Annotated in this window: 32 protein-coding genes and 1 pseudogene; 15 read left to right on the top strand and 18 right to left on the bottom strand. The window is 61.9% G+C overall.

Going from position 1 to position 26255, the window contains the following annotated elements:
* Positions 1 to 51: 51 nt before the first annotated feature.
* The 13 genes from LOZ77_RS12485 to LOZ77_RS12425 all read right to left on the bottom strand — a co-directional run bounded on the left by LOZ77_RS12485 (position 52) and on the right by LOZ77_RS12425 (position 12827).
* Positions 52 to 438: a copper-binding protein gene (locus LOZ77_RS12485; protein ID WP_230279355.1), complete on the bottom strand. Its 387-nt coding sequence runs from the start codon at positions 436 to 438 to the stop codon at positions 52 to 54.
* On the bottom strand, positions 417 to 3584 hold the full coding sequence (locus LOZ77_RS12480) for an efflux RND transporter permease subunit (RefSeq protein ID WP_230279354.1): 3168 nt from the start codon (positions 3582 to 3584) through the stop codon (positions 417 to 419). The genes LOZ77_RS12485 and LOZ77_RS12480 overlap by 22 nt, the downstream gene beginning before the upstream one ends.
* Positions 3581 to 5077 (bottom strand): efflux RND transporter periplasmic adaptor subunit, encoded by a 1497-nt coding sequence (locus LOZ77_RS12475; protein WP_230279353.1) that lies wholly within the window; start codon positions 5075 to 5077, stop codon positions 3581 to 3583. Before LOZ77_RS12475 ends, LOZ77_RS12480 begins: the two co-directional genes overlap by 4 nt.
* Before the next feature lie 8 nt (positions 5078 to 5085).
* On the bottom strand, positions 5086 to 6321 hold the full coding sequence (locus tag LOZ77_RS12470; protein WP_009824000.1) for a TolC family protein: 1236 nt from the start codon (positions 6319 to 6321) through the stop codon (positions 5086 to 5088).
* Positions 6322 to 6437: 116 nt separating this feature from the next.
* A complete protein-coding gene (locus LOZ77_RS12465) occupies positions 6438 to 6794 on the bottom strand; it encodes a hypothetical protein (protein WP_144400834.1) in 357 nt (118 codons plus the stop codon).
* A 120-nt stretch (positions 6795 to 6914) separates the two neighbouring features.
* Positions 6915 to 7619 carry an NAD(P)-dependent oxidoreductase gene (locus tag LOZ77_RS12460; protein WP_039388617.1) on the bottom strand — a complete coding sequence of 235 codons (705 nt, stop codon included), beginning with the start codon at positions 7617 to 7619 and terminating at the stop codon, positions 6915 to 6917.
* Between the two features lie 108 nt (positions 7620 to 7727).
* Entirely contained in the window at positions 7728 to 8216 is a 489-nt protein-coding gene (locus tag LOZ77_RS12455) for a DUF6692 family protein (RefSeq protein ID WP_009823998.1), read from the bottom strand.
* Positions 8213 to 8677 carry a DUF305 domain-containing protein gene (locus LOZ77_RS12450; protein ID WP_008603933.1) on the bottom strand — a complete coding sequence of 155 codons (465 nt, stop codon included), beginning with the start codon at positions 8675 to 8677 and terminating at the stop codon, positions 8213 to 8215. Before LOZ77_RS12450 ends, LOZ77_RS12455 begins: the two co-directional genes overlap by 4 nt.
* A gap of 70 nt (positions 8678 to 8747) precedes the next feature.
* The gene (locus LOZ77_RS12445) at positions 8748 to 9164 is read right to left on the bottom strand and encodes a potassium channel family protein (RefSeq protein WP_008603934.1); all 417 of its coding nucleotides are present in this window, start codon (positions 9162 to 9164) and stop codon (positions 8748 to 8750) included.
* Positions 9161 to 9892: a glutaredoxin gene (locus LOZ77_RS12440; RefSeq protein WP_009823997.1), complete on the bottom strand. Its 732-nt coding sequence runs from the start codon at positions 9890 to 9892 to the stop codon at positions 9161 to 9163. Before LOZ77_RS12440 ends, LOZ77_RS12445 begins: the two co-directional genes overlap by 4 nt.
* A 130-nt stretch (positions 9893 to 10022) precedes the next feature.
* Positions 10023 to 11375: an APC family permease gene (locus tag LOZ77_RS12435; RefSeq protein ID WP_009823996.1), complete on the bottom strand. Its 1353-nt coding sequence runs from the start codon at positions 11373 to 11375 to the stop codon at positions 10023 to 10025.
* Between the two features lie 286 nt (positions 11376 to 11661).
* On the bottom strand, positions 11662 to 12126 hold the full coding sequence (locus LOZ77_RS12430; RefSeq protein WP_230279352.1) for a DUF411 domain-containing protein: 465 nt from the start codon (positions 12124 to 12126) through the stop codon (positions 11662 to 11664).
* The gene (locus LOZ77_RS12425) at positions 12123 to 12827 is read right to left on the bottom strand and encodes a class I SAM-dependent methyltransferase (RefSeq protein WP_179407704.1); all 705 of its coding nucleotides are present in this window, start codon (positions 12825 to 12827) and stop codon (positions 12123 to 12125) included. Before LOZ77_RS12425 ends, LOZ77_RS12430 begins: the two co-directional genes overlap by 4 nt.
* A gap of 133 nt (positions 12828 to 12960) precedes the next feature.
* Between LOZ77_RS12425 and LOZ77_RS12420 the strand changes: the two genes are divergently transcribed.
* The 10 genes from LOZ77_RS12420 to LOZ77_RS12375 all read left to right on the top strand — a co-directional run bounded on the left by LOZ77_RS12420 (position 12961) and on the right by LOZ77_RS12375 (position 20720).
* Positions 12961 to 13257, top strand: a complete 297-nt coding sequence (locus tag LOZ77_RS12420) for a hypothetical protein (RefSeq protein WP_009823994.1) — start codon at positions 12961 to 12963, stop codon at positions 13255 to 13257.
* A gap of 3 nt (positions 13258 to 13260) precedes the next feature.
* A complete protein-coding gene (locus tag LOZ77_RS12415) occupies positions 13261 to 13695 on the top strand; it encodes a Spy/CpxP family protein refolding chaperone (RefSeq protein ID WP_230279351.1) in 435 nt (144 codons plus the stop codon).
* A 6-nt stretch (positions 13696 to 13701) separates the two neighbouring features.
* Complete coding sequence (locus LOZ77_RS12410; protein ID WP_151884812.1) at positions 13702 to 14262, top strand: RNA polymerase sigma factor; 561 nt, start codon at positions 13702 to 13704, stop codon at positions 14260 to 14262.
* A gap of 55 nt (positions 14263 to 14317) precedes the next feature.
* A complete protein-coding gene (locus tag LOZ77_RS12405) occupies positions 14318 to 16126 on the top strand; it encodes a copper resistance system multicopper oxidase (protein WP_054522842.1) in 1809 nt (602 codons plus the stop codon).
* Entirely contained in the window at positions 16123 to 17436 is a 1314-nt protein-coding gene (locus tag LOZ77_RS12400; protein WP_230279349.1) for a copper resistance protein B, read from the top strand. The genes LOZ77_RS12405 and LOZ77_RS12400 overlap by 4 nt, the downstream gene beginning before the upstream one ends.
* Positions 17437 to 17460: 24 nt before the next feature.
* Positions 17461 to 17979 (top strand): nuclear transport factor 2 family protein, encoded by a 519-nt coding sequence (locus tag LOZ77_RS12395; protein ID WP_224801922.1) that lies wholly within the window; start codon positions 17461 to 17463, stop codon positions 17977 to 17979.
* A gap of 27 nt (positions 17980 to 18006) precedes the next feature.
* Positions 18007 to 18738: a PepSY domain-containing protein gene (locus LOZ77_RS12390; protein ID WP_224801923.1), complete on the top strand. Its 732-nt coding sequence runs from the start codon at positions 18007 to 18009 to the stop codon at positions 18736 to 18738.
* Positions 18739 to 18969: 231 nt separating this feature from the next.
* A complete protein-coding gene (locus LOZ77_RS12385) occupies positions 18970 to 19641 on the top strand; it encodes a DUF2231 domain-containing protein (RefSeq protein ID WP_230279348.1) in 672 nt (223 codons plus the stop codon).
* 14 nt (positions 19642 to 19655) lie between these two features.
* On the top strand, positions 19656 to 20063 hold the full coding sequence (locus LOZ77_RS12380) for a hypothetical protein (RefSeq protein ID WP_230279347.1): 408 nt from the start codon (positions 19656 to 19658) through the stop codon (positions 20061 to 20063).
* A gap of 285 nt (positions 20064 to 20348) precedes the next feature.
* The gene (locus LOZ77_RS12375; RefSeq protein WP_098104451.1) at positions 20349 to 20720 is read left to right on the top strand and encodes a hypothetical protein; all 372 of its coding nucleotides are present in this window, start codon (positions 20349 to 20351) and stop codon (positions 20718 to 20720) included.
* 41 nt (positions 20721 to 20761) lie between these two features.
* Here LOZ77_RS12375 and LOZ77_RS12370 read toward each other — a convergent pair whose 3' ends face one another.
* Both LOZ77_RS12370 and LOZ77_RS12365 read right to left on the bottom strand, forming a co-directional pair.
* Positions 20762 to 20986, bottom strand: a complete 225-nt coding sequence (locus LOZ77_RS12370) for an AlpA family transcriptional regulator (protein ID WP_230279346.1) — start codon at positions 20984 to 20986, stop codon at positions 20762 to 20764.
* Positions 20979 to 21695 (bottom strand): hypothetical protein, encoded by a 717-nt coding sequence (locus tag LOZ77_RS12365; RefSeq protein WP_230279345.1) that lies wholly within the window; start codon positions 21693 to 21695, stop codon positions 20979 to 20981. The genes LOZ77_RS12370 and LOZ77_RS12365 overlap by 8 nt, the downstream gene beginning before the upstream one ends.
* 144 nt (positions 21696 to 21839) lie before the next feature.
* Here LOZ77_RS12365 and LOZ77_RS12360 point away from each other — a divergent pair, with 144 nt between their 5' ends.
* From LOZ77_RS12360 to LOZ77_RS12345, 4 genes and pseudogenes are all read left to right on the top strand, one after another.
* Positions 21840 to 22172 carry a hypothetical protein gene (locus LOZ77_RS12360; RefSeq protein ID WP_160484464.1) on the top strand — a complete coding sequence of 111 codons (333 nt, stop codon included), beginning with the start codon at positions 21840 to 21842 and terminating at the stop codon, positions 22170 to 22172.
* A 31-nt stretch (positions 22173 to 22203) separates the two neighbouring features.
* The gene (traL, locus tag LOZ77_RS12355; RefSeq protein ID WP_006834208.1) at positions 22204 to 22491 is read left to right on the top strand and encodes a type IV conjugative transfer system protein TraL; all 288 of its coding nucleotides are present in this window, start codon (positions 22204 to 22206) and stop codon (positions 22489 to 22491) included.
* A gap of 12 nt (positions 22492 to 22503) precedes the next feature.
* The gene (locus LOZ77_RS12350) at positions 22504 to 23073 is read left to right on the top strand and encodes a type IV conjugative transfer system protein TraE (RefSeq protein ID WP_230279344.1); all 570 of its coding nucleotides are present in this window, start codon (positions 22504 to 22506) and stop codon (positions 23071 to 23073) included.
* Positions 23070 to 23585, top strand: a pseudogene (locus LOZ77_RS12345) (type-F conjugative transfer system secretin TraK); the annotation flags it as partial. The gene LOZ77_RS12350 and the pseudogene LOZ77_RS12345, both read left to right, overlap by 4 nt.
* A gap of 73 nt (positions 23586 to 23658) precedes the next feature.
* Here the strand turns inward: LOZ77_RS12345 and LOZ77_RS12340 are convergent.
* Both LOZ77_RS12340 and LOZ77_RS12335 read right to left on the bottom strand, forming a co-directional pair.
* Positions 23659 to 23991, bottom strand: coding sequence for a hypothetical protein (locus LOZ77_RS12340; RefSeq protein ID WP_230279343.1), 333 nt, complete (start codon positions 23989 to 23991; stop codon positions 23659 to 23661).
* Positions 23992 to 24721: 730 nt separating this feature from the next.
* Positions 24722 to 24943 (bottom strand): hypothetical protein, encoded by a 222-nt coding sequence (locus LOZ77_RS12335; protein ID WP_230279342.1) that lies wholly within the window; start codon positions 24941 to 24943, stop codon positions 24722 to 24724.
* 345 nt (positions 24944 to 25288) lie between these two features.
* Here LOZ77_RS12335 and LOZ77_RS12330 point away from each other — a divergent pair, with 345 nt between their 5' ends.
* Positions 25289 to 25555 carry a DUF6437 family protein gene (locus LOZ77_RS12330; protein WP_230279341.1) on the top strand — a complete coding sequence of 89 codons (267 nt, stop codon included), beginning with the start codon at positions 25289 to 25291 and terminating at the stop codon, positions 25553 to 25555.
* A gap of 67 nt (positions 25556 to 25622) precedes the next feature.
* Here LOZ77_RS12330 and LOZ77_RS12325 read toward each other — a convergent pair whose 3' ends face one another.
* Positions 25623 to 26027 (bottom strand): single-stranded DNA-binding protein, encoded by a 405-nt coding sequence (locus tag LOZ77_RS12325; RefSeq protein ID WP_230279340.1) that lies wholly within the window; start codon positions 26025 to 26027, stop codon positions 25623 to 25625.
* Positions 26028 to 26255: the final 228 nt, after the last annotated feature.

The raw sequence follows: 26255 nt of genomic DNA, 5'->3' as shown, positions 1-26255 counted from the left end.
TGTTTTTGCGTGGGAGGCACCGGCGCAACCGCGCGCCTCCCACCCATCATGCTATCGCGGCGTTACCGAGGTAACGACGCTGCCTTCGGTTCCAGTACGAAATTCAAAGGCTATTCCCTCACCGACACTGACCTGTTCGAGGATTTGCGCGTCGGCTTCGAAGGTCATGGTCATCGCGGGCCATCCGATACTTTCGACCGGACCGTGCTCGATGGTCACGGTGCCCGCCCCGGGATCGATGTCTGTTACCTTTCCCTCCGCGCTGGCGCTCTGCTCGCCGCCGGTCTCCTCCGCCATCGGCATTTCGCCTGACATGGGCATACTGTCCGAGTTCGCCATCTCGTCAGACATCATGGTCCCGGTGCTGTCGTCTGCAGCGTCGCAAGCTGCAAGCGCCAGCGGTGCCGCGAGCAGGATCATGTAGGTTGGGGTACGCATTCTTCTTCTCCTTGAGGGTTCGCCGGTTTTTCCGGACGGGGACGCCGCAACAACAGATAAGCGGCGGGAAGCAGGAACATGGACAGGAGCGGGGCGGTGATCATGCCGCCGACCATCGGCGCGGCGATGCGGCTCATGACTTCCGAGCCCGCGCCGGTGCCGATCAGGATCGGAAAGAGACCCGCAAGGATGACTGCGACGGTCATCGCCTTGGGCCGCACGCGCAGGAGCGCGCCTTCCCGGATGGCCTCGTCCACTTCTTCGGCGCCCAGGTCAGCTTGCCGTCGCTCCAGTGCGGCTTTCAGGTAAATCAGCATCACCACGCCGAATTCGGCGGAGACACCGGCAAGCGCGATGAAGCCGACCGCAGTCGCCACCGACTGGTTGTAGCCCATCAGATAGAGCAACCAGTATCCGCCCGTCAGCGCGAAGGGCAGCGTGCCCATGATCAGCAAGGCTTCGTCCCAGCGCCGGAAAATGAGATAGAGCAGCAGGAAGATGATCGCGAGCGTCGCGGGAACCACGATCTTCAGTCGCTCATAGGCGCGCGTCAGATATTCGAACTGGCCCGCATAGGACAGGCTGACGCCGGGAGGCAGATCGACGCCCGTGGCGACGGCCTCCTGCAGATCGGCGACCACCGAGGTAAGATCGCGGCCACGGACATCGACATAGATGTAGCTGGTCAGACGACCCTGCTCGCTCTTGAGCATCGGCGGACCGTCGCTGACGGCGATACGGGCGACAGTGCCGAGCGTAATCTGTTGGCCGGACGGCGTCAGAACCGGCAGGGCCCTGAGTTCATCGACGCTGTCCCTGATTTCGCGGGGATAGCGCACATTGATCGGATAGCGCGCCAGCCCCTCGACGGTCCGTGCGACATTGGCGCCGCCTATTGCACCAGAGACGATCTGCTGGATGTCGGCAATGTTGAGTCCGTATCGCGCGGCCGCCATCCGGTCGATATCGACATCGACATAGCGACCGCCCGACAGCCGCTCGGCCAGCGCGGAACTCACGCCAGGCACGGTCTTGGCGATACGCTCCACATCGAGTGCAACGCGTTCCAGTTGATCGAGATCGTCGCCTGACACCTTGACCCCGATCGGGCTCTTGATTCCGGTCGCGAGCATGTCGATCCGGTTGCGGATCGGCGGCACCCAGACATTGGCGAGGCCCGGCACCTGGACGACCCGGTCGAGTTCCTCGACCAGCAGATCGGGCGTCATTCCCTCGCGCCATTCTTCGCGGGGCTTGAAGCGGATCGTCGTTTCGAACATCGTCAGGGGAGCCGGATCCGTCGCCGTATCGGCGCGCCCCGCTTTACCGAACACCGTTTCCACTTCCGGGACCGACTTGATCAGGCGATCGGTGCGCTGCAGCAGCGCCGACGCCTCGCCGGGGGAAAGGCCGGGCAATGCACTCGGCATATAAAGCAAATCGCCTTCATCGAGCGGCGGGAGGAACTCGCCGCCAAGCCGGGTGAAGGGGATCGCGGTGGTCAGAAAGATCAGCGCCGCGATCGCCAGCGTTGCCTTGGGGCGCCGCATGACCCAGTCGAGCCCCGGACGATAGATTTTCGTCAGCCAGCGGTTTAGAAAATTGGAATCTTCCGAAGGGATCTTCCCACGGATCAGCCAACCCATCATCACCGGCACCAGCGTTACCGAAAGAATGGCCGCGGCAGCCATCGCATAGGTCTTGGTGAAAGCAAGCGGTGCAAATAACCGCCCTTCCTGCGCCTGCAGGGTAAAGACCGGTAGGAACGACAGCGTAATGATCAGCAGGCTGAAGAACAGCGCCGGTCCCACTTCCTTCGATGCATCGGCGATGATCTGCCAGCGTTCCTTCACCGCGAGCACGGTATCGGGATTCTCGTGTTCCCATCGCTCGAGATGCTTGTGCGCGTTCTCAATCATGACGACGGCGGCATCGACCATCGCACCGACCGCAATGGCTATTCCACCCAGCGACATGATGTTGGCATTGACGCCCTGAAAGCGCATCACGATGAAGGCCGCGAGCACGCCCAAAGGCAGGGTGATGATGGCGACAAGTGCCGAACGCGCGTGCCAGAGGAACAGCGCGCATACGAGCGCCACGACGATAAACTCTTCGATGAGCTTCGTGGTGAGGTTTTCTATAGACGCATCAATGAGCTGAGAGCGATCGTAGGTCGTGACGATCTCGACGCCTTCGGGAAGGCTTGCCTGCAAGTCGTCGAGTTTCTGTTCGACGGCCTGTATGGCGCTTCTTGCATCCGCACCCTGACGCAGAACGATGATGCCGCCGGCAACCTCGCCTTCGCCATTGAGCTCGGCGATGCCTCGGCGCAGTTCGGGGCCGACCTGGATCGTCGCTACGTCGCCCAGCGTGACCGGAACGCCGCCGCTCACCGCGCGCAGCGGGATCGCCCTGAAATCGTCGAGGTCGCCGAGATAGCCCGAGGCACGCACCATATATTCGGCTTCGCCCATCTCGACGATCGAGCCGCCCGCTTCCTGGTTGGCGGCCTGGATTGCGCTCACGATCTCGGCGTGAGTCACGCCGAGCGATGCCATCCGGTAAGGTTCCAGCACGACCTGGTATTGCTTGACCATTCCGCCGACGCTGGCGACCTCGGCAATGCCGGGAATCGTCTTGAGCTCGTAGCGCAGGAACCAGTCCTGCAGGCTGCGCAGTCCGGCAAGGTCGTGCCCGCCGGTCCGGTCGACGAGCGCATATTCGTAGATCCACCCCACACCGGTTGCATCGGGCCCAAGCGTGCTCGTGACGCCATCGGGCAGGCGGTTCTGCACCTGGTTGAGATATTCGAGCACGCGCGAGCGTGCCCAGTAGAGGTCGGTACCGTCCTCGAAGATGATATAGACATAGCTGTCACCGAACATCGAATAGCCACGGACGGTTTTCGCCCCCGGCACCGAGAGCATGGTCGTTGCCAGGGGATAGGTGACCTGTTCCTCGACGATCCGGGGGGCCTGACCCGGATAGTTTGACCGGACCACAACCTGCACATCGGACAGATCGGGCAACGCGTCGACCGGCGTCGTGCGCACCGCCCAGAAACCGGCCAGCGTTACCGCGACGGCGGCGAGAACGATAAACAGGCGGTTGGCGATCGAGGCATCGATTATCCGAGCAATCATTGTCCGGCCGTCGTGATAGACTCGATCCGGGGGCCGGCATCCTGCTGGGTGAAGGTGAAGCGCACCCTGTCTCCCGTCTCGAGCCCGCGCATTTGCGCCGCGCTCTTCGTGCGGAAGGTCATGGTCATCGCGGGCCAATCGAGCCGGGGCACAGGACCATGCCGCAGCGTCACCGAACCATTGGCGATCGACTGGATCGTGCCGGTGGCACCGAAGGTCGCTGGTGCGTCCTCGCCGCCGGTGGAAGCGTCATCTGCCTGATCTATCGGACGGACGTCCAGTCCGGTGAGGCTTGCTTCGGAATCGAGCAGGAACTGACCCGATGTCACGACCTGGTCGCCTGCCGACAGACCGGCCAGCACTTCGGTCCTTCCACCCGCTTCGCGGCCGATCCGGACCTCGGCGGGCATGAAACCGCCCTCGTCCTGCTTCACCATCACGATGGTTCGACGTCCGGTCCTGATAACCGCTTCGGACGGTACCAGCAGCGCGCGGCGTGTGTCCGGGGTCAGCGAGACCTGTGCGAACATGCCCGGCTTGAGGCGCCCGGATGCATTGGGCAGTTGCGCACGAACGGTGATCGTACGGCTTGCATCCTGCGCGCTCGGCAGGATAGCGATGATGGGCCCGGAGAAGCGTTCCTCGGGGAATGCGGTCAGCGTCGCGCTGACAGGTTGCCCGACGCGGACAGTCGCCGCCTGCCTTTCAGGCACCGCGGCTTCGAGCCAGATCGGTGAGAAACCGGTTATCTCGGCGAGCGTCTGTCCGGCCATGACTGTCATTCCCGGACGCACGCCGAGCGATGTGATGGCACCTCCAATCGGCGCGGTAACGGTGATCGTGGACTGCGGACGTCCATTGCGCCCTACCGATGAGATCAGGCCTGGAGGCATGCCCAAAAGGCGCATGCGTTCGCGCATGGCCTGCGCAAGTTCTTCATCACCGCTGTTCAGGACGGCCAGATACTCCTGCTGCGCTCCGCCCCATTCGGGAACCAGGATATCCGCGAGCGGCGCGCCCCGTCCAACGACATCGTCGGGCGCGCGGCCGTAGGTTCTTTGTACATAGCCTCCGGCACGTGGCTGGACGATCGCGACGTCGCGTTCATTGTAGGCCAGAACGCCTGTGACGGTTATTTCCGGCTCGAGGACGCCGTACTCGGCTTCAGTGGTGCGGATGCCGAAATTCTGCACCAGGCCGGGATCTATCCTGACGCCTGCAGTGGCCTCCTCGCCCGCGCACTTGGGCACCAGCTGCATATCCATGAAGGGCGACTTGCCCGGCTCGTCGAAGTGCTGCCCCGGCACCATCGGGTCGTACCAGTAAAGGACCTCCTCGCATTCGGTCGCACTGCCGCCCGCGTCGCTTGCACCACCCTGGCCTTCGCCGAGCTGCGAGAGACCATAGCCGGCGGCAAGACTGATGAGCGCGACCGTGCCTGCCATCATCCAGGATTTCTGGCGCGGCGACAGCCTGTCCCACGCGGCTCCCATTGCGGGTCTCATCGGCCATACTCCCCATAAGTCAGTCGCAGGTTCGCGGCGGCCTCGACGGACGCCTCTTCGCGTTGCAGAATTTCCACCCGCAGCATGGCGAGCGTTTTGATGGCGTCGATGATGTCGAGCAGATCCGCGCGGCCTGCGGCAAAGCTCGCGCGTTCGAGGTCCACGCGGCTTTCGGCAAGAGGGAGCAGTTCGTCCGTCGCGCGCTGCCATTGTCGATAAGCGCTGCGCCATGCGGCGAGATCGGTCTCGAACTGGGCTTCGAGTTCACGGAGCCGGTCTGCTCTGGCCGACTGCGCCGCCGCCGCCTCGGCGTCGGCGGCGGCTACACGCGGGTTTTGGCGCCGGTCGGCGAAAATCGGGAGCGTGATCGAACCCATCACCGAGACGACATCGCCAAAGTCGGGATCGCGCCTTCCATAGCTCACATTGACGCCGAAATCCGGACGCCTTTCCGATCGGGCAAGATCACTTCGCGCTTCCGCTTGACGAACCTGCGCAAGCGCCACGACAAGTTCCGGATTGCTTTGCAAACTTGCCCGCAAACCTTCGGGATCGAGATCGGGCGAAGGCGTGGTTCCGGTCGCGATAGCGTTCGTCAGAGCGGTATAGCGCGACAGCATGGCTTGCGCGGCCTCTCGGTCGGCTTCAATCTTGGTCCGCATATCTTCGACCTCGAGCACGGCACGGCGTATTTCGAGACTTTCGGCGGGTCTGGCCGAACCGGCGGCTACAGAACTGCGCGCGAGTGGCACGAGCCCCCCGATTTCAGCAAGCGCATCGTCGGCCACGGTCAGAGCCCGTTGGGCGTAAGCCAACGAGATCCATGCCTTTCCTGCGCTGACGCACACCCTGTAACGGGTTTGAATCAACTGTGCTGCGGCAAAGTCGATGTCGGCGTCCGCCATTCCAGACCGGGCCCTGCGCTTTGCGAGATTGGGAATCTCCTGTTCGATTCCGACTTGGATCTGCGTGGGAAGCTGGCGACCCAGATCAAACGCGGCCGGCCCGCTTACCGGCAGGTTCTGGATGCCCGCGCGAAGGCGCGGGTCAGGCAGTTCATCGGCAGCGTCGGCGATCTCGCGCCGGGCGTCCAGTCGCAGCTCGCTTGTTCGAACCTGCGGCTGGTCGCTAGCCGCTGCTCGCAAAGCTTCTTCATAGCCCACCGACTGGGCATTACTTGCCGGCGCAATGGCCAGCAGGACCGGAAGCGCGGTCCAGCATACTCGTTTCATGATTGTTCATTCCGCAAAAGGAGCGCGTCAGGCACGCGTTCCGGATCACCGGCCCGCGTCGAGCGCAGGCCGTTCATCCAGAGGCAGGAGCGCGCAGGCTTAAGCCTGCACGCGGGTCATGCCGGAAATTGCGGAGGTGGCGGTTCTGGCCCCAGCCTTGGGGCGGCGAGCGAATTGGAGATCAAACCGCTGAATTGAGCAGCCTGCGCCGGTAAGTCTTCGGAAAGGGTCGCATCAGCGCCGGGAGCGAGCGGCGCAATGCACCCGAGCGCCACCAGACAATCCAGCCGAAGGTTCTTGCAAGGTGCGCTGCCGTCATCTTCCGTGGAAGTCGCGCCCGCCATCGTTTCCATCTCTGCGCAGGCCGGATCGCCTGCGTCGACGACCTGAGGAAGAGCAGAAGCATGCGCGGCCGACTGGACGAATAGCCCGCAGGCGATCAATAACAGTCCTAGGGTACGCAAGGCTCGCATCACACTCACCTAGAGCTTTGCCGCTTTTAAGACAAGGTCATGCAGCCTGCGGAGAGTCTCAAAATTATCGTGACCCCTCCCGATTGTCGCCGTACGTGTCTCGAACATGCCGCCTCCTCCTCAGTCGATTCCCAGTTCGGCTTTCAGCGCTGTCATGCTTTCGAAGCGGTCTTCTTCTGGGCGGGCTATTGCGGGCTTGGCGTTGACCCAGGTGTTCTCGCAGACGAATTCGAGCATCGCTGCCGCAAGATCCGCGTGCCGGCAGCGAAAGCAACCTTCGGCAAGGCGCTCGTCGGAAATGACGGCTTCACCGGTATAGGGTTCGTCCAGGAGCCAGCCCGGTCGCGCAGCCGTCCATTCCAGGCCTTTCGCGCGCTCCAGAAGATCTTCCATTGCGCGCATCTGTGCGAGAATTTTGTGCAAGGCTGGTCTTGCTGTGAGCTCGAACCATGCAGGAACGCTGGGCTGCGCCTCTACGAACGCTGCCGATATCACGACGATCCGGGAAATGCCGGTTGCCGACATCGCTTCCACCAGCCTGCGGGTTCCCTCCGTGTAAAGCGGAGGCGGATCGATCGCCGTCGATGGACTAAACCCTATACCGAGTGCGGAAATAACAGCACGGCAACCTTCGAGCTCGCTGCTGAAGTCGTCATTGAGTACATCGCATTGGAAGTACTCGACGTTATCGACCCGGTCCGATGGTTCGGGCAAGGTGTGCTCGAACGCTCGAACCGCGATGCCCTTGCGAACCGCATGGCGCAGTATTTCCGTACCGGTCTTTCCTCCGGCACCGAAGACCGCAATGGGTGCTGCATCGGTCACAGGCTCAGCTGCCACTGTCGTACCTCATTATGAATCTGGCCGCGCGTGCCGGGCCCGTCGTGATCATGGAGCAGGCGCCGACGCACGCTGGCGCCCGCTCGCTCGTGTTCACGCCTCGCTGTTGCCGCAGGTCGTGTACCCCCAGAACCCGAACTCGTCCTTCATCCGAGGTCCGGCGACGATGAGTTCCTGCATCTGCAGGCCCGCGTCTCCTTCGTCATCGAGAAGGCGCGTGCGGATACGAAGCTCACCATTCGCATACTCACCCGAGGCGCTTGCTGTGACAGGGATCAGCTTGCCGTTGATCTTGATCGCGCCGCCACCGCTGTTGTCGTAGACGAACGACGGAAACGCGACCTCAGTCAGGCGAAACTGACACGTGTTCTCGGCTCCCAGCGTGGCGAGGTCCGCGTCGCTCATGGTCTCGGGCAGCATGAGGCCCGGGCTGAGGTTGGCAAGAGCGCTCGCAGCACTCTCTATCGGCGCCGCAGTTGCCGGGGGATCGAGCTGTGCTTCGCGATCATTGCCGACCGCGGTATTGGTGTTGCAGGCCGCCAGAGGGAGGGCTGCAAGCGTCAGGATTGCGATCTTGTTCATTGCTGCATCTCCTCGGGCAGGCGTTCTTCGGTGCGCGGACCGTTTTCCTCGATGTCCTGGATGAGATATTTCATCTCGGCGATCTCGCGCCGCTGCGCGACGATGATGGCCTGCGCGAGTTCGCGAACCCGCGGATCCTTCAGGCTCGCCCTCTCGCTAGTCATGATCGCGATCGAGTGGTGCGGGATCATCGCGGCCATGTATTCGGTATCGTCCACCGTGGTCTGGCTGCGTACGAGCCATAGCGCGAGCGCGAAGACGACGGCTCCGACACCCAAGATGATGAAGTTCTTGGTCCGGTCCTTGTACATGCCCCACATGAAGAGAAGCATGACCACCATCATCATCGCGCCCATGACGAACATCATCCAGAAGCGCGTCTCGCTCCAGAAAACGTCGTCCATGTCGAAGCTGTTGGCATACATCAGGAAGAACATGATCACGGTCGAGGTCGATACCATTGCCATGAACCGCCAGTAGTTGCCGCCCCCTCCACCTTTTTCGTGTGCATCGTGCCTAGCTTCAGCCATATCAATTCTCCTTTTCGCTCATGGTTTGATAGACATATTGGGCGGTGCAACTGATCATCAGGAACCCGGTAAGGGCGGCGATGCCGGAAATGGCGCGCATGTGCCCGGCGGGCAGAATATCGCCGAGACCGACCGTCGAGATCGTGATCAGCGCGAAGTAGTAATAATCCATCCAGCTGTTGATGACGTCCTTCTCGAGCCCGCCAAGGCCCCAGACGGAAGCGAGATACATTCCGCCCGCGAATATGCCGGCGATGACCAGATGGCTGAGAAGAACGAGGCTGGAGCCTGCAAGCAGCCGGAAATGGCGTGGGTCCTTGCCTGGCGGAGAAACGGCTTTCGCTCCGCGCAGCATCAACATGTGGAAGTAGAGAGAGATCGCGAACAGCGCGAAACCGAGAAGCAGTGCCCAAATCATAGCGAGACCCAACCCAGGGCCTTGGCACCCATCCAAAGACCCATACCGATCATGAACAGGTTCTCGGTCAACGATACGAAGCCGAGCGGCACGTTGCTGCTTCCGCCGACGCAAGCGCATTTCAACTCGCGCTTGTCGATGTAGACCGCCTTGAACACGCTGACCGCGCCGACCGTCCCTATGAACAGCGATACCGGAACCGAGACGATCGGAAGCGCGTGCGCGACCATTAATATTCCAGCCAAACCCTCACCGAACGGATATAGAAATCCATATCGTACCCAGCGTCGCGCCAGCAGATCGTAGTTGAGGAACATGGTCGAGAAGCTGCGCACGTCCTGCAACTTCTGGATCGCGAGCAAGGCCATCGATAGGCTGACAAACCATTCGACCGCTTCCACCGTGAAAATCGTGTCGAAAACGTACCAGCTAATTGCCAGACCCAGGAGGAAAGCGACGCCGAAAATGGCAATGACGGGCTGGTAGCTGGTCTCGTCATCACCGGCTTGCGTTCTTTTCTTGCCGACATGCTCACGGACATCGTCGTAACCTCCGATGCGCTTCCCGCCGATGAAGGTTTGGGGGGTGGTTTCTACCCCATGCTGCTCTTTGAACGCATCGGTCTCCTCGCGCGTTTTCAAATGGTGGTCGTCCACCTCGAAACCTTCGCGTTTGAGCAAATCGACCGTTTTCAATCCATACGGACAAACGTGGTCCGGCATGACCATTCGGTAAACGGTGGCAGTTTTAGTCGTCACGATATGCTCCGTCTTGAATTTCTTTTGATCCGCGAACTTGGCGCCTCGATCCTCGTCGGCTTTTGGTCGCTGCCTTTGCGCTCGTGTTCTACTAACGGGGTCACCGCCTCTCTTCCGCCGGTCTTTCTGAAGCGGAGTCCATCGCTTGCGAACGCCTGGACAAATAGAACCATTCGGCGATGAAAACGGCGGCAATGCCTGCGACCGCATAGGCGACGACCGCAGGGTCGGTTTTGAGCTTGGCGAAGGCAAAAGCTGTCAGGACTACGCTGTCCGCCACGAGTGCCGACCATAGCACCCAGGCACGCGCACCGATCTCTTCCCGCAAACCGCGCAGCACGCCCCAATGCACAAGCATGTCCATTACGAGATAGAAAAATGCTCCGAGCGAAGCGATCCGCGACAGATCGAACAGGACCGCGAGCGTGCCGGCAATCACTACGGTATAGACCAGCATGTGACTGCGGATCGGTCCGCTCATGCCGAAATGGCTATGCGGGATCATCTTCATCTCGGTCAGCATCGTCAGCATTCGCGAAACGGCGAAAACACTGGCGATGACACCCGAGGTCGTGGCTGCGATCGCGATTGCGACTGTGAAATAGAAGCCAAGCTCTCCGAGCGCGGGGCGCGCAGCTGCCGCAAGAGAGTAATCGCGCGCCTCGGCTATTTCTGAAGTGCTGAGGCTGGCGCCGACCGCCACCGCGACGAGAAGGTAGACGACCACGCATACTGCGATCGAAATGATAATGGTTCTGCCGACATTCCGATGCGGATCGATGATTTCGCCGCCGCTGTTGGTGATGGTGGTGAAACCCTTGAAAGCGAGGATCGAGAAAGCGACCGAAGCGAGCAACGCGTCGAGGCCCGAAAGCGCGACCGGCTCTGCGAAGGCACCGCCTGAAAATCCGGTGGCCCAGATCGCCGCAATTGCGAACAGGGCGATGCCGCCGATCTTGATTGCCGACATAATGAGCGAAAACCCGCTGACCGATTTGTTGCCGGCAGCATTCACGAAATAGGCGAAAACGATGAGGGCCAGTGCCGCGACGGAGACCAGAATGCCGCTGCTTTCGAGCCCAAAGGGCCGCAAGGCATAGGTCGCGAAGGTCCGAGCGACCAGGCTTTCGTTGATGACCATCGACAGCGCCATCAGGAGCGATGCCGATGCTGCAACGACGCCCGGTCCGTAAGCCTTCTGAAGGATCATCGCGATGCCGCCAGAGGAGGGCCAGCGGTTCGACATCTTGATGTAGCTGTAGGCGGCAAGCGAGGTAACCAGCGCGCCGACTATGAAAGAAAGCGGAAATAACGGTCCAGCCAGTTCGGCAATCTGGCCGGTCAGTGCGAAGATACCTGCGCCAATCATGACGCCGGTCCCCATCGCGACACCGCCCAGCAACGTTATCGAGCCCGCATTCTCGCTATGTTGATCGTCGCCATCTGTCTGCAAGTCTTTCCCCTGTCTATGTCATCCCGTCCGAGAAGCATCACGACAAGCAGTACGTTGGGCAGAGGTTCACCCCTTAAAAAGATCCAGCATTTCTGACCGAGCTTTTGACTATCGCATTTCTCCTATTTCGTGCGTGCTGCAATCATACAAATTGGAAGGGTCCGGGACTGTGGGGGCAGCCAGCCCGGACCCGGCGAGAAGTTCGACAGGCTTCTGTGTCGCTTCCCGCAATTAGTCCTCATCGCCTGCAACCTTTCATGCCGACGCATGGAGTGGCTTCACCCCCTTACGGAAAGGACGCGAAGACGCTCTGTCCGGTTGGGCCAAAGGCGATGACGTCGTAAGGCTGGATCCGGTTTCCGGTCTCCATGCCGGGCGATCCCAGAGGCATTCCCGGAACCGCGAGGCCGGCAACGCCGGCGGGCCGTTCGCGCAAAAGCTTGGCGACGGCTTCTGCAGGCACGTGACCTTCGATGATGTATCCATCGACCTCCATCGTATGGCATGACCATAACTCTTGGGGTACGCCCCGCGCGGTCTTGATCGCCGCCATGTCGTTGCTGTCGACCGATGCCACCTTCGTGTTCATCCCGCCTTCGACATGGCCTGCCCAGTTGAGACAGCACCCACATCCTGGATCCCGGAACATCGTATAGGTCGCTGCCTGAGCCACGTTCGAACAGGCTGCCAGCACGAGCAAGGCCGCGCCGCTAATCGATCGCCGGAGCAGCGAAGGCTTTTTCAAATTCATTGTGCAATTCCTTTCTTGTATCCGCGCCATAGCGAGATCGTCCCGGTTGCCGTCGGGAACCGTTGGAGCAGGCATGGCTCGGTGAAGATTTCGGCGAACAGTTTTTCGACTTCGCCGTCGGCGCTGGGCTGCGTGTCGCTTATGCCGTCAAGAGACTGGACGGTCGCCCGGAAGAGGCTCCGCATGAGTGGGCTATCCTGCTTCATATAATCGGAGATCAACACGGTTCCGCCTGGCACGAGCAAGCTTTCGATGGTTTCCAGGATTGTCTGCTTCTTGCGCAAGGGGACCTGGTGCAGGACGAGGCTGCTGACGATCTTGTTCGGCTGCCACCCTGCGGGTAGCTTGAGGCTTTCGAGAAAGCCATTGTGCCATTTCACGAGATCGGCTCCCGTGCCAAACTTGCGCCGCGCAAGCGCGAGCGCATCCGGGTCGGGTTCGACACCGATCAGACCCGCTTCCGGACAATCCGTCATCAAGGCCTTGAGAAGAGTGCCGGTTCCGCTGCCAACATCGATCACCCGGTCGCCGGGGACAAGGTGCAGCTCTTCGACAATCCTTTGGCGCCAGAGATGTTCGCGGGTGAACAGACCGATCGCCCGGTCGTAAAGCGGCGTCAGAAAGCTCTTGCCAAGAAGAGGCGTAAATTCGCCGTGATCTTCAGGTGCGGTGATATTGCTCACGAGTTGGTTTCCATTCATCCCGGGTTCGACCCGATTCTGACAGACCCGTCTCGATTACGTATGGTGGTGGACATTCCCTCAAAAAAAGAAGTTTAAGGGATTGTGCAGGCGAGCGCGTATAGGACACGTGCAACCCACAGGAGTTTTTCGGATGCGTGACAATCACTCTCTTGATGCGGTGCTCGGAACCCTTTCCGCCACCGGCACCAGCGAGGTCCCCGCCGACTTCATGGATGGCGTTTGGCAGCGCGCCGGACAGCTTGGCGAAATCGCCGACCGACGCCGCCGGACGGCTCTGTTCGTCGGTCTGTTCGTCGTCGGGCTTGGAGCTGGCGCCGGAACGAGCGGTTGGCCCGGCGGCTATGGCACGTCTTCCGCGTCATTTGGCGAGAGTCTTATCCTGGGCGAACAGCTGTCCCCATCGGCGCTCCTCCATGTGGAGCAATAGGGTTTGAAGACGACGCATATCGTTCTCGCGGTGCTTCTCGCAGCACTTGCAGGATGCCTCGGCGCGATTGCCGCGGACCGCTGGGCCAATCACGAGGCTGGCTCCGGCCTCCACGATTTCGTGCACGACGAACTCACCCTGACGGCCGACCAGGAGCAGCGTCTCGATGCGCTCGAGGCTCGTTTCGCTGTCGAAAGGGCACGGTTCGAAGGATCGGCGCGTGCAGCCAATGCCCGGCTCGCCCAGGCGATGGAAACCGAGCATGAGTACGGTCCCGAGGTCTCGGCCGCGATCGACGAGGTGCATGCACGCATGGGCGATCTGCAGAAAGCAACGGTGCGCCATGTCTTCGACATGCGCGAAATTCTCGAACCCGAGCAGCAACGCCAGTTCGACCGCAAGGTCTCCGACGCCTTGACCCGCGACCCTCGCGACTGAAGCGCCATGTCGGGGGCGGGCGACAATCCGGATGAGGCCCTTGTTTCGCAGGCGAGGGCTGGAAACAAGCGGGCTTTCAGCCAACTCGTCGAGCATGAAACTGGTCGGCTTCTCGCGCTCGGGACACGCATGCTTTCCTCTCCTTCTCAGGCCGAGGACGTTGTTCAGGACAGCCTCGCTTCGGTGTGGCTGACGCGCCATCGGCTTGATCCGGACAAGCCGATCGGACCCTATCTGACAACCGTCGTCCTCAACCGCTGCCGGGACCGTTTGCGCAGGCGCAAGGTCGCGGGCTTTTTCGGACTGTCGGGTGATGACGAACTCCATTCCATCGCCGACGATTTGCCGGGTCCTGAAGCGTTGGCCGTTTCCAGGGAAGAGCTCAATCTCGTTCAGGCCGAGATCGCGCGAATGCCTGTAAGGCTGCGCGAAGCGCTTGTGCTCGTGACCATCGAGGGGCGTAGCCAGGCCGAGGCGGCCGATCTTCTCGGAACGACCGAAAAGGCGATCGAAACCCGCGTATATCGCGCGCGCAACAGGCTGAAGGAGCGCTTCGAAAAACTTTGAGGGGTTGGCTGGGCGCGCGCGTAAGTAACGGTAAACGCCAAGTCAGGAGCCCTTTATGATCGCCGTCAATCGACGCAAGTTTCTCGGAGCCGGAGCAGGAGGAATGGGTCTGCTCGGCCTTGCCGGGGCGATGCCTGCCTGGGCACGGGGCGCGGACATCCTCGCAGGTAACGCCCGCAAGGGGCTGGACGAGATATCCGGCCCCAATATCGACCTCACCGTTGCCCGATCGGCCTTCGCGACCGGCAACAGGCGCGGCGGCGCGATCGCCGTCAATGGCACGATCCCCGGTCCGCTGTTGCGATTGCAGGAAGGCACGACCGTCCGGCTCAATGTCCATAACCAGCTCGAGGAAGATACCTCGATCCACTGGCACGGTCTGCTCGTGCCGTTTCAGCTCGATGGAGTGCCTGGCGTGAGCTTTCCCGGCGTCAAACCGGGAGAGACCTTCACCGCCGAGTTTCCGGTTCGCCAGTCGGGTACCTACTGGTGGCACTCGCATAGCGGCCTGCAGGAGCAGGCCGGGCATTACGGCGCGATCGTGGTCGACCCCGCCGGACCCGATCCGGTCCAGGCCGACCGCGAATATATCGTGGTGCTGAGCGAATTCAGCGAAATGTCGCCCCACACGATTTTCGACAAGCTCAAGAAGGGCGAAGGCTACTTCAACTACAACCAGAACACCTGGACCGACGATTACCCGCTTTCGGGCGAGGATCGCCGGATGTGGGCGAAAATGCGCATGATGCCGACGGACATCCTCGACGTGTCGAGCGCGGCTTATACCTATCTTCTGAACGGCCATGGCCCGCTCGACAATCTGGAATACCTCTTCCGCCCGGGCGAACGCGTGCGGCTGCGCTTCATCAATGCCGGCGCCATGACCTTCTTCAATATTCGCATTCCCGGCCTGCCGATGACCATCGTTCAGGCGGACGGGCAGAACGTCGAGCCGGTGGAGGTCGACGAGTTCCAGATCGGTGTGGCCGAGACATACGACGTCGTCGTGACGCCGGGCGCGCAACAAGCCTACACGCTGGTCGCGGAGTCGATGGACCGCTCGGGCATGGGTATTGCCACACTCGCGAGCGCACCCGGCGCTCGCGCCGCCATTCCGCCGCTGCGCGATCCGCCGCTTCTGACCATGGCCGACATGGGCATGAGCGGCATGGACCACGGCTCGTCTGGCGATGCCGGCATGTCGGGCATGGACCACGGAAGTGGCGGCGACATGGCGGGGATGGATCATGGTTCGTCCGGCCAATCCGAGATGGCAGGCATGGCCGGCATGTCGGGGATGCAGATGCGCGACACGTCGCTTCTGCCGCCCGATGTGAAGGTCGGGCCCGGTCTCGACATGGTCTCGATGAACCCGGTCGACCGCATGGGCGATCCCGGCATCGGTCTCGCCGATGTGCCGCATCGTACGCTCGACTATCGCAAGCTGCGCGCTCTGACTCCACACCGCGAGGGCCGCACGCCGTCCCGGCGAATGGAAATTCATCTGACCGGCAATATGGAGCGCTACATGTGGTCGTTCGACGGCAAGAAGTTCTCCGCCGTCTCAGACGAGCCGATCCGTTTCGCCTATAACGAGCGCGTGCGCGTGAAGCTCGTCAACGACACGATGATGGCGCACCCCATTCACTTGCACGGTCATTTCTTCGAGCTGGTCAATGGCGCGCCGGCCGATCGTCAACCGCTCAAGCACACGGTAATCCTGCAGCCGGGTGGCAGCGCGCAGTTCGACCTGACGGCGGACGAGCCGGGCGACTGGGCCTTCCACTGTCACCTTCTCTACCACATGCATGCCGGGATGTTTCAGATCGTCACGGTCGCCAATCCCGACGGGAGCGAAGCATGAAAATTCGTATTGTCAGCCTGCTCGCATCGGTCGCAGCCGGCTCAGTTCTCGCCTTCCCCGCGGCGGCGCAGCATGCCGGTCATTCGCCGGCGGAGCCGCAGCAAAGCGCCGAGGCGCAGGCTGACGCGAAGACGAAGTGCGAGGAAGAAGCCGAGCGCCATCGCGCGATGGGGCATCCGGTTGCAGATGGAGCATGCGAACCGGCTGCTCAACCTGAAGCCGCCATGGACCGCTCGCAGATGGATCACTCAACCATGGATCATGGTGCGATGACCGCTCAGGATGGCCATTCTGGCATGACAATGCCTGTGGACGCTGCCCGTCCACAGGCATCGCCCGAAAGTCATGAAGGAATGGATCACGGCTCGATGCCGCAGGGCAAGCCCGCCGAAGGCGCGATGGATCATTCGCAGATGAATCACGGCGAGATGGGTCAGGCGGAGGCCAGTTCGTCGATGGACCATGGGCAGATGGATCACAGCCAGATGAACCATGGGGAGACGCCTTCGCAGGACAGGCAGGGCATGGACCATTCGGCGATGCAGATGGGCTCGGACGATGATATCCCGCTGCTGCCGCCTCCTCCAGAAGCAGGGAGCGGCCCAGCGCGCGCGGCGGTCGCCATCTGGGGCGAGGAAGCCATGAACGAAGCGCGCCGCGAGCTTGTCCGCGAGACCGACGGAGGAATGCGCTTCTGGTTTCAGGGCGACCGGCTCGAGTACCGCGCCCGCGAGGGGAAGGATGGATATCTGTGGGACATCCAGGGATATTATGGCGGCGACATCGACAAATTCTGGTTCAAGTCCGAGGGTGAGGGCAGCTTCGGCGAAACCATAGAAGGCGCCGAGGTCCAGGCGCTCTGGAGCCGCGCCATTGCGCCCTTCTTCGATTTCCAGGCGGGTGTTCGCCAGGACCTGACCGGTCCGGAACGCACGCACGCGGTTATCGGTATCCAAGGGATCGCGCCTTACCAGTTCGAGGTCGATGCCGCGGCCTTCGTCTCCACCAAGGGCGATGTGACGGCGCGTTTTGAGGGCGAACTTGATCAGCGCATCACGCAGCGGCTGATCCTTCAACCGCGTGCCGAAATCGCACTTTCCGCTCAGGATATTCCCGAACTCGGCATTGGCGCTGGCCTCGACCGGATCGAGGCAGGTCTGCGTCTTCGCTACGAGTTCGCACGCGAATTCGCGCCCTATGTCGGCGTTTCCCAGGAATGGCGCATCGGCGACAGCGCGGATTTTGCGCGGGCCGCCGGAGAGGATCCGAGCGTCACCAATTATGTCGTCGGTGTGCGATTCTGGTTCTGAAATCTCAAAAAGGATAGAACTTCCATGACCAAGACTTTGACACGCATCGCGGCGACTGCGCTTGTTGCCACGCTGATACCGCTGCCAGCCTTCGCGCAGCAGATGGACCACTCTTCCCATGCGAACCATCAGATGCACGCGATGGACGCTTCGGCGGACGATGTCGCGGGCGCTGAAGAAACCCTCAAGGCCTATCGCACCGCTCTTGAAGCGCGCGACGCGCAGGCAATGCGCGCGCTCTTCGCCGAGGAGTCGGCGATCTTCGAGAATGGCAAGGCCGAAGGAAGCTTTGCCAATTACATGGAGCACCATTTGGGCCCCGAGCTCGACGCGATTGTGAGCTTCACCTTTACCGACCCCACGCTGACCGTCACCCGGATGGGGCACATGGCCCATGCCTATGAGACGTATGGCTATCGCATCGAACTTAGCGATGGCCGGGTGATCGAGCGCGACGGCGTGGCGACATCGGTGCTTGCTCACGATGCGGACGGGTGGAGAATCGTCCAGTACCATTCCTCGTCGCGCGCGCCGCGCAACTGATTACGGCTTTCGAAGAGGTAGCACCGGTTGGCAACGCCGTCGCTGAAGCTGCGCCTGCATGTGCTCGGCAGCAAGATCCACAAATGGCTGGCGATTTTCGTCGGTGTCCAGGTTCTCTTGTGGATGGGAACCGGCGCCCTCATGTCGTTTCTCGACCTGGAAGAAGTTCGCTCCGAACATGTCGTTTCGCGTGAACAAGAGGCGCTGCCCGCCGATGCCCCGCTCCCGGCCTGGGTCGCAAACGACGGTACTCTTGCAGCGGTAACGACACGTTCGCTCGACGGCGATGCCGTGACCGAGGTCCGCAAGGTTGACGGTAGCGTGAGCCTCCACGATCCGGTGACTGGGCGTAAACTCTCCCCCATCTCGGCGGCAACGGCAAAATCCATCGCCTTGCGCGCATGGACCGGGCCGCGCACGACCATCGAGGCCGCACGGATCGTCGATGACCCCATCGGAACCGAGTTTCGCGGCCCTTTTCCGGCCTGGCAGGTCACCTATGCTGACGAGGCTTCGACGCGCCTCTACATCGATGCCAGCAGCGGTACCCTCGGGGCGGCGCGTAGTGATACTTGGCGCCTGTTCGATTTCATCTGGGGCCTGCACATCATGGACTGGACCGAGCGCGATCGCATCAACAGTTGGTGGCTTCTGCTGTTCGGCATTGGCGGTACGATCATAGCCCTGTCGGGTTTCGTCCTGCTTGCGAACCGGATGCCGCGGCTGCGTCGTCGCACAAAGAAGAGCAAACTCGCCTGAGCCCATGGGGCTAATGCGCGTGGGCGAACGCCTTAACCCCGTTCGTCAGGCCGAACGGGGCCAGGAGCCGAGTGCGTTCGACAATCGCGATGGTGCCGCCATCAGACATGATACGGCGGACGCACATCTGTCGCGCCAATACCATCAAATTTATGTGAGGGGCAGGCGGCTGCGGTGCGTATCAGGCACATAGGTCGCACTTTAACTGCAGGGTCGGGAGACATACGAGACATGAAAGCCCCCTCATTCTTGGCGCTGCTCGCCGCAAGCCTGCTCTTCGTCGGACCCGTTCAGGCTCATGGCGACGAAAAGCACGGCGAAGAGACGAGCGCCGCACCTGCTGTCACCAATGGCGATGCGCCCGACCAGGCGGCCATGGCGCAGATGGGCGACGGCGGAGCGGCCGGCGAGCCCTCAGCCGGGCACGACGAAGCAAGTGGAGGCCATGACGAAGCCGGTGGCCATGCGGAGGAGGGTGAAACCGGCGTCATGGCCGTACTGAAGAAGCTGCATCCGGCAACGATCCACTTCCCGATCGCCTTGTTTCTCATGGCTGCGGCCACCGAATTGTTCGTGATGCGCCGGAAAGGAGCGGGCCTGGAAAGTGCGGTACGCGTACTTGTCTACGGCGGGGCCATCGGCGCGGTGGTCGCAGTCCTGTTCGGATGGATTCACACCGGCCTGTGGTTCGGCGGCGACACCGTCATGCAGGTGCATCGATGGAACGGTATGCTGATCGCGGTTCTCGGTATTGCGATGGCCTATCTTGCGAGCAGGCCGAGCCAGAGCCGCGCATGGTTGCGCGCGTCGATATTCTCCATGGCGGCGCTCGTTCTCTTCCAGGGCTTCCTTGGCGGCGAGCTCGCGCATGGGGCGAACCACCTCGGTATTTCTTGGCTCTGAAGGAGTTGAAGAGCATGCGTACTTCCAAATTGAATGCAGCGATCGGGTTTCTCGCGCTCGCGCCCTTGATGTCCGCTCTTGCTGCTTGCGACGAGGCGCAGGAGAGCACACCGATCACCGAGGTTTCGCCTATGGGCGAAGCTGCGGTGGTGGCTGGCACGGCACCCGAGGCGGGTCTTGCCGATCCGGCAGCCTCTCCCTCCAAAGATGAGGCAGCGACCGCTCGGGAGGACGCTCTTTCGACAAATGGCGCCGCCACGCCCGCCTCACGGCACGCTGCCTCTCCCGCATCACGCGCAACTGCCACACCCGCACCTCCAGCAACACGCACGCAACCCGCGAGCGAGGCGACCCAGCCGGCCGATCCCCATGCGGGTCATGACATGTCCTCGATGGCCGATCACGACATGGAAGGTATGTGATCGGACGCGTTTCCCGGTGACACGGCTATCCAGGAGATACCCTCGGCAAAAACACAAACGAACATCGCAAGATCAGGAAAGGACGGCCCCGCCTCCCCCCGACGCCCTGCGGGTCGCAGGTGCCCCCAAGGGGCCGTTCAGGAACCCCGCGTGCAAACCAACCCGACGCGCGGGGTTCCGTTTGCCCGGCTTCGCTGTCGCCGTGCCAGGCGCGTCCCGGCATGGCTTTGTGCTATGTGAGCAGCGCGCAGACAATCGCCTCGGTGCTTATGAAAGGAACCGCATATGTCGGAAACGGGAAAAGCCGGTGCGCTGTCGCGCTGGGAAGACGAAGGCGGGGCATTGCCCTGCGGGCCGCAGGAAGCGCTCGCTGCCGATTGTGAGAAATGGGATATTCCGCCACTTTCCGATGCCGAAATGATCCAGTTGCGCATCAGGGTGATCGCCCTTGAGAACATGGTGCTCGGCCTTCTGTCGAAGGCCAGCGCCAATCAGCTGGCAGCAATCGAAGAAATCGCGGAATTCATATCCCCGCGTGCCGATGCGAAGCCGCATCCGCTTACCTTGCACGCTGCCACGCAGATGGAGCATTTTGTCGAACGCGCCCGCCGGCTTCGCGAGGCACCCTCCCCAGCTGATCAATCTACTGCACGGTAGCTGGGCTCTTTCTATTGGTCACAGGGGATACGTCGAGGTGGCTATGTCGAGTGCGTAATACGATCGGCCACCCACCCGTCGATCTCGCTTTCCGCCCACGCAACCGAGTATCCTCCGAGCTGCACAGGCCTCGGAAACTTGCCCTCGGCCATCCAGCGATAGATCGTTGAACGGCCAAGCCCGACGCGGTGCTGCACTTCGGGCAAGCGAATGAGACGCGTCACCCGACGGGGCTCTGTTGCCTCCTTGTCGATCTCTTCACCCACGATGGCCTCCTTCGGTACCGGCGAAGACATCGCCAATCAGGGCGTCCTTGCGTTCAAGCTCGTCGATGTGATCGGAAAGCAGGCGGGCGACACGATGCGCCGTGCCCTTAGCCCAGCGCGGCTTCACATCGTGAACCTGGTTGCCCAGGACACGTTCGAGCGCTGAAGGCAGTTCGCCGGAAAAGTCCTCGAAGAATTGCGCGAGGTCCGATTGCAGCCACGCAATCGCGTGATCGCCGCTGCTGACGAGAAACAGCAGCAAGTGCGCGTGCGGCGCGACGCCGCACGCTGCAAGAATGCGCAAGGCTTCGCCGAGGCTGGCCGACCGTTCGCCGGCAAGGACGCGGCGCAGGGCATCCTTATGGATCTGCGCGTCGCGCGCGATGTCGCAGCGGGCACGGCCGCTGGCTTCGACGGCGGCCAAAAGCAGCCGGGCGAGGTCGGCGCGAACTTGTTGTTCTGCAAAGAGCGCCATGTTGGTCATCGGCGAATCCTTTCCGGTGGAGGTGATCGAATCACCGGCTAAACGCGAAGGAAGCCTGTAGGAAAACGAAAAGAACATTAAGAGAACATAGAGGAAGGAACGAATCAGCTTCCTTCGGTGATTCGCGCGAATTCCGGTCGTGTTCGCGCATATGACGGCACGCTTCGCGCCAAAGCCGGCACAGTCGGCGCTGCAGCGCAATTGGCCGGCGCAAATCCCGGCCATCGCACCTTCAGATGTCGCTTTTTACTTGGTCGGCAGCCCCAAAAATCCAGTTCCCGATTTCCTACAGCCCGGCTCCGGGGAGAGGAAAGAACATACAGCGAACGCATCGCTGGCTGATGTTCAATTCCTCGAAAGGTTCCATCCATGACCACCAAGACTGCCCTTCCGGCCCAGCAGCGCACGCTCAACCGTGCCCGTGGCCGCGACTACATTCTTCCCGCCTGCGTCGCGCTGGCCTGCGCCGGTGCCGCCTTTGCCGGCGCCGACACCACCTTCGATCCCGCGCTGACCAAGTTTACCGACTTCCTCGAAGGCTCGGGCGGCAAGATTATCACCGTGCTCAGCCTTGCGGGCGGTCTGATCGGCCTTGCCTCGGGGCGCTTCTCGCTCGGCCAGGTCGCGGTGCCGGTCGGTGTCGGGATCGGTGTCGGCACCGGCGTGCCGATCGTCACCTCGGTCGTGACCGCGGTCATCTGATCAGCGGATCCGGTCACGACAGGAGGGCGGCATGGCCGACAGGTACCTCGTTCCACGGCGGCTCGACGACCCGGAGCTCATCGGCTTCTGGACCATCGACGAGTTTGCAGGGATTCTTATTCCCTTCGCCTGGGGCATTCTCTCGCAGCATATCTTCATCGGTATCGGCCTGGCCGCCGGGGCCTGGCTTGCCTTGCGGAAGGCGAAGGCACGCGGTGCCGGTTCGGCACTGGTGCATGCTGCGTACTGGTACCTGCCCGGGAGCTTTCTCGGGTTGAAGGCCACGCCGCCCTCCCACTGCCGCCTGTTGGCGGGCTGAGGGAGGCGACCCATGCGAGCAGAATTCGCGCACGAACAGGCGCAGACATACCTGCGGCAACGCAACCGCTTTGCCGTGCTGGCAGGTGTCCTTGGCCTGACCACGCTGGTCAGCCTCGGCGCGGCGGTCACCCGCGACGAGCAAGTGGTGCTGGTCCCGATCACTGCCGAGCGGATCACCGTCTCGAGCGGCGGGATCGACGCGCCCTATCTCGAGCTCGTCACCCGCGACACGGCGCTGATGCTCCTTAACCGGGCACCCGAAAGCCTCGACTACTGGATGGCGAACATCCTGAAGCTCGCCGATCCCGCCGCGCACGGCCGCCTCAAGGCCGAGCTCGTAAGAATCGTCGAGGAACAGCGCGGCTCGGACATCAACCAGGCCTTCGCGATCGCGGAAATGCATGTCGATCCCAAGGACCTGACCTCGACCGTTACCGGCACGCTCAAGACCTTCGTCGGCGCACAGGTGATCGCGAGCCAGCGCCGCTCCTTCCGTTTCCGCTGGTCGAAGCGTGGTCTCAGCCTCGCGCTCGCCGGCTTCGAGCAACTTCCCACCGACAAGGAGGAACCCGGCCAATGAGCCTACTCCCATCTCCCCTCGCTGCTGCGCTTGCCGGAACCGGTCTTGCCTGTTTCGCGATCGGCGCGACAAGGCGCCCCGATCCCGGGCTCAAGCTGACCGGTCTTGCCGTAATCGCCTTCGCGCTCGCGCCGGTCCCGGCGCATGCCGACCAGTTCGTCGAAGCGGCCGACAATGCGACCATCGACTGCGAGCTCGCTCGCGGCGAACTCACCCGGATCGCGCTCATCGATGACGGCTTCGCCAATGTCTCGAAGATCGCGAGCGGCTTCCCCTACAACGACTTCCAGGTGACGCACGAGCCGGTGCGTGGAGACATCTATATCTCCGTGCCCCCGCAATTTGCCGCTGCCCGGGTCAGCTTTTTTGCGACCAGCAAGGCGGGCTATGTCTACAAGTTCGCCTGCCGCCTCGGCGGCGAGGAAGCGACCCAGCTCTTCATCACCAATCCCGCGCTAGCCAAAGCCGCGGCTACCGAATGGGAGACCGAGACCGGGCCGGAGGACGCCGCGACCCTTGAGGCCCGCTGCAAACATGAAACCGAAGTGGCCGAGCAGCTGGCTCCCGCGGGTGAAGTTCAGGAGATTATGCTTCATGGGAATGGCCTCCCATGTTCGCGTTGACGGGGAGGCCAAGACGCTCGAGTCGCCGCCGGTACGCCTCGTGGGTTCGGTCGCGCAAACTCGCGTCAGGATGACTGGCCAGAAGCGCATCGAGCGCTACCGAAATGAAGATAGCCTGGCGCGCGGGATCGAGCCCTGCGGGCCGGACCTTCGCCTCGTTATCGCGCTGCCACGCTGCGACAATGAGGTCACGGATAAAGACGCTGACACTAACGCCATGGTCCGCGGCATACTGGCGAACCCAGTTACCTACGGAGAGAGATACGAATGTCTGAAGCCGATCTTGTCGGGTCATGAAACAGGTTCCTTGTCGGACCGACGGAACCTGGCTCACCTTGCGGAAGGTGACGATGAGAATAAATCGTGAACAACTCGCAGTCAACCGAAAGAATCAAGCGTTATTACAAAGTGATAGCGGGATGTGAGTTGTCTGCGGATCAGCGCAGAGCCGCTCAACTCGCAGACGGGTTGTTTCCGCCCAAAACCACATTCTTCAGCAATAACAGAGAGATAGTTCCCGAATTCGCGGGGTACGGTGTGCTCCCTTGGTCCCAAGTGCGCGAGGTGGCCCAGGCAGAAAGGGGTACTGATCAAGGACGACTTTTCCCGACCTCCACGTTGGAGCGCGAGCAAACAGGCCTGGCAGCTGATCGCATGCATATAGAAAGCAGTTCGACGCCTCCAGCCAAAGACAGCACCTGCGAAAGAGGCAGCGGCCAAGGGCGCGTGGGAAGCAAGGCAAGCGGGGCATGTCGCGTGCCTAGCTTCCCGCCGCCCGACCCCGGTGCCGGTTCGCAAGTGCGCGCGGGGCCCAAGAACAAATCACGCCGCACCCTCAGGAGCGCATCGCCAGATGCGCGGGACAGAGTGCGTCCACAGTCCCGCTCCATTTATCGGGCGCCGCCGCATTGCGGTAGGCGACCGTCAGAGCAACCGACCGAACCGGGTTTTGAGGTTGGTTGGACTACCCGGCGAACATGAAAAAAGGGCAGGACCCGTTCCCGGTTCCCGCCCTGTCGGTAGTCTCAGAACTCGTCGAGCATGCCGCCGTGGACCGTGTGGACCACCCGCGCTGCGAGATGCGCTGGCAAGATGTTGTAGTCACCCTCGTCGAGGGCAAAATACCCGAGTTCGTCATCCTCGATAATGTGCTGATCGAAGAAGCTGTGCAGGGCTCTCTTCTCGGCTGTTTCCAGAGCCTCGAAATAGCTCCGGGACGGAAGTGCGCAATGCATCGAATAAGCCATGATTATCCTCCTGATTTCTGTCGTGAGACGACAGGAGGTGCGCGCGATGGTCTTGTGGGACCCGGGTCAGGGATCGCCCGGATGGGCGACCGCGAAGCGGCGGTGGGGGTAACGATTTTGTTCGCTGCCGGATGCAATCCGGGGGCGGACAAAATGGTGGGGCCCCGCCGTCCTTGAGACGGGAGGCGCAAGGCCATCATGCTGGGAGAACCGTGAGCAAGGACCCACCACCTCCGCCCCGATATCGAACGCCTGCTGGGTACGAATTGCCTTTCCTACACCCCGATGACGCAGGCATGGAATCAATCGGGGAGCAGAACCGAGGGGGACAAAAGGACAAGAAACATGCCCCGAAACAGGAGCGCGATTGCAGCCCTGCAAAAGCTCGAAGCAGACCGCGAGGCGCTCGACGCCAAACAACGCGAACTTGAAGTACAAGCGGCCAGAGAACTCGGCGAAATCATCCTGGGAAGCGGCCTCGAAAGCTTCTCGAAGAAGGGCCTGAGGAAGGTTGCCGAAGAACTCGGGAAACTTGGCGAGGACGCCGCGATCGAAAGACTGATAGGCCGCGGTGCAACCCGTGCTTCGAATGCAGCGCCGGGGACTCAGTAACCACAGAAGAAGAGGCCCTGCCGCTTGCGGCAGAGCCTCTTCGTAAGGGGGACGATCGGGATCGATGTCAGTCGATATCGGGAGCGTCGGTGTTGTCGTTGTCGTTGTCGTCGCTCGACCCGTTGCCGCGGGAGAGGAAGTCGACCTTGTCCGCGAGGATCTCGGTGCCGTAGCGGGTGACCCCGTCCTTGTCCTCCCACTGGGTGTAGTGGATGCGGCCCTGCACGCTGACCAGCTGGCCCTTGGAGCAATACTGCCCGACGGTCTTGGCGAGGCCGTTGAAGCAGGTCACCCGGTGGAACTCGCTTTCCTTGGCGGTGTAGCCGTTCTCGTCCTTGTAGGTCTTTCCGTCCTTGTCGCGTGCGGGGCGATCGGTGACGACGGTGATCCCGGTGACGTTGGTGCCGCCCTTGGTCTCGCGGGTGTCGGGATCGCGGGCGATGCGGCCGGTGAGGATTGCGATATTGGTCATGATGGTAGTCCTTCAGTTCTTCAAACCGGAGACCATCTCCGGCTTGCGAACATCCAGAAGAAGCAGGGCATGGGGGGACTGCACCGCAGGAGCGAAGCTCCAAGGGAAACCTATTCATGACGGGTGGTGCGGGCAGGCGCGCGAAGCGCGACAACACGGCCGGAAAGGAACGGGTTGCTGTCCTCAGCTGACCTGGTTCAGGACTGTTCGCGAAGAAAGCCGGATGGG

The sequence above is a fragment of the Croceicoccus sp. Ery15 genome (assembly GCF_020985305.1).
GTDB lineage: Bacteria > Pseudomonadota > Alphaproteobacteria > Sphingomonadales > Sphingomonadaceae > Croceicoccus.
The sequence above is the reverse complement of the archived record's forward strand: the minus strand, read 5'-3'. Positions and strand labels throughout refer to the sequence as shown.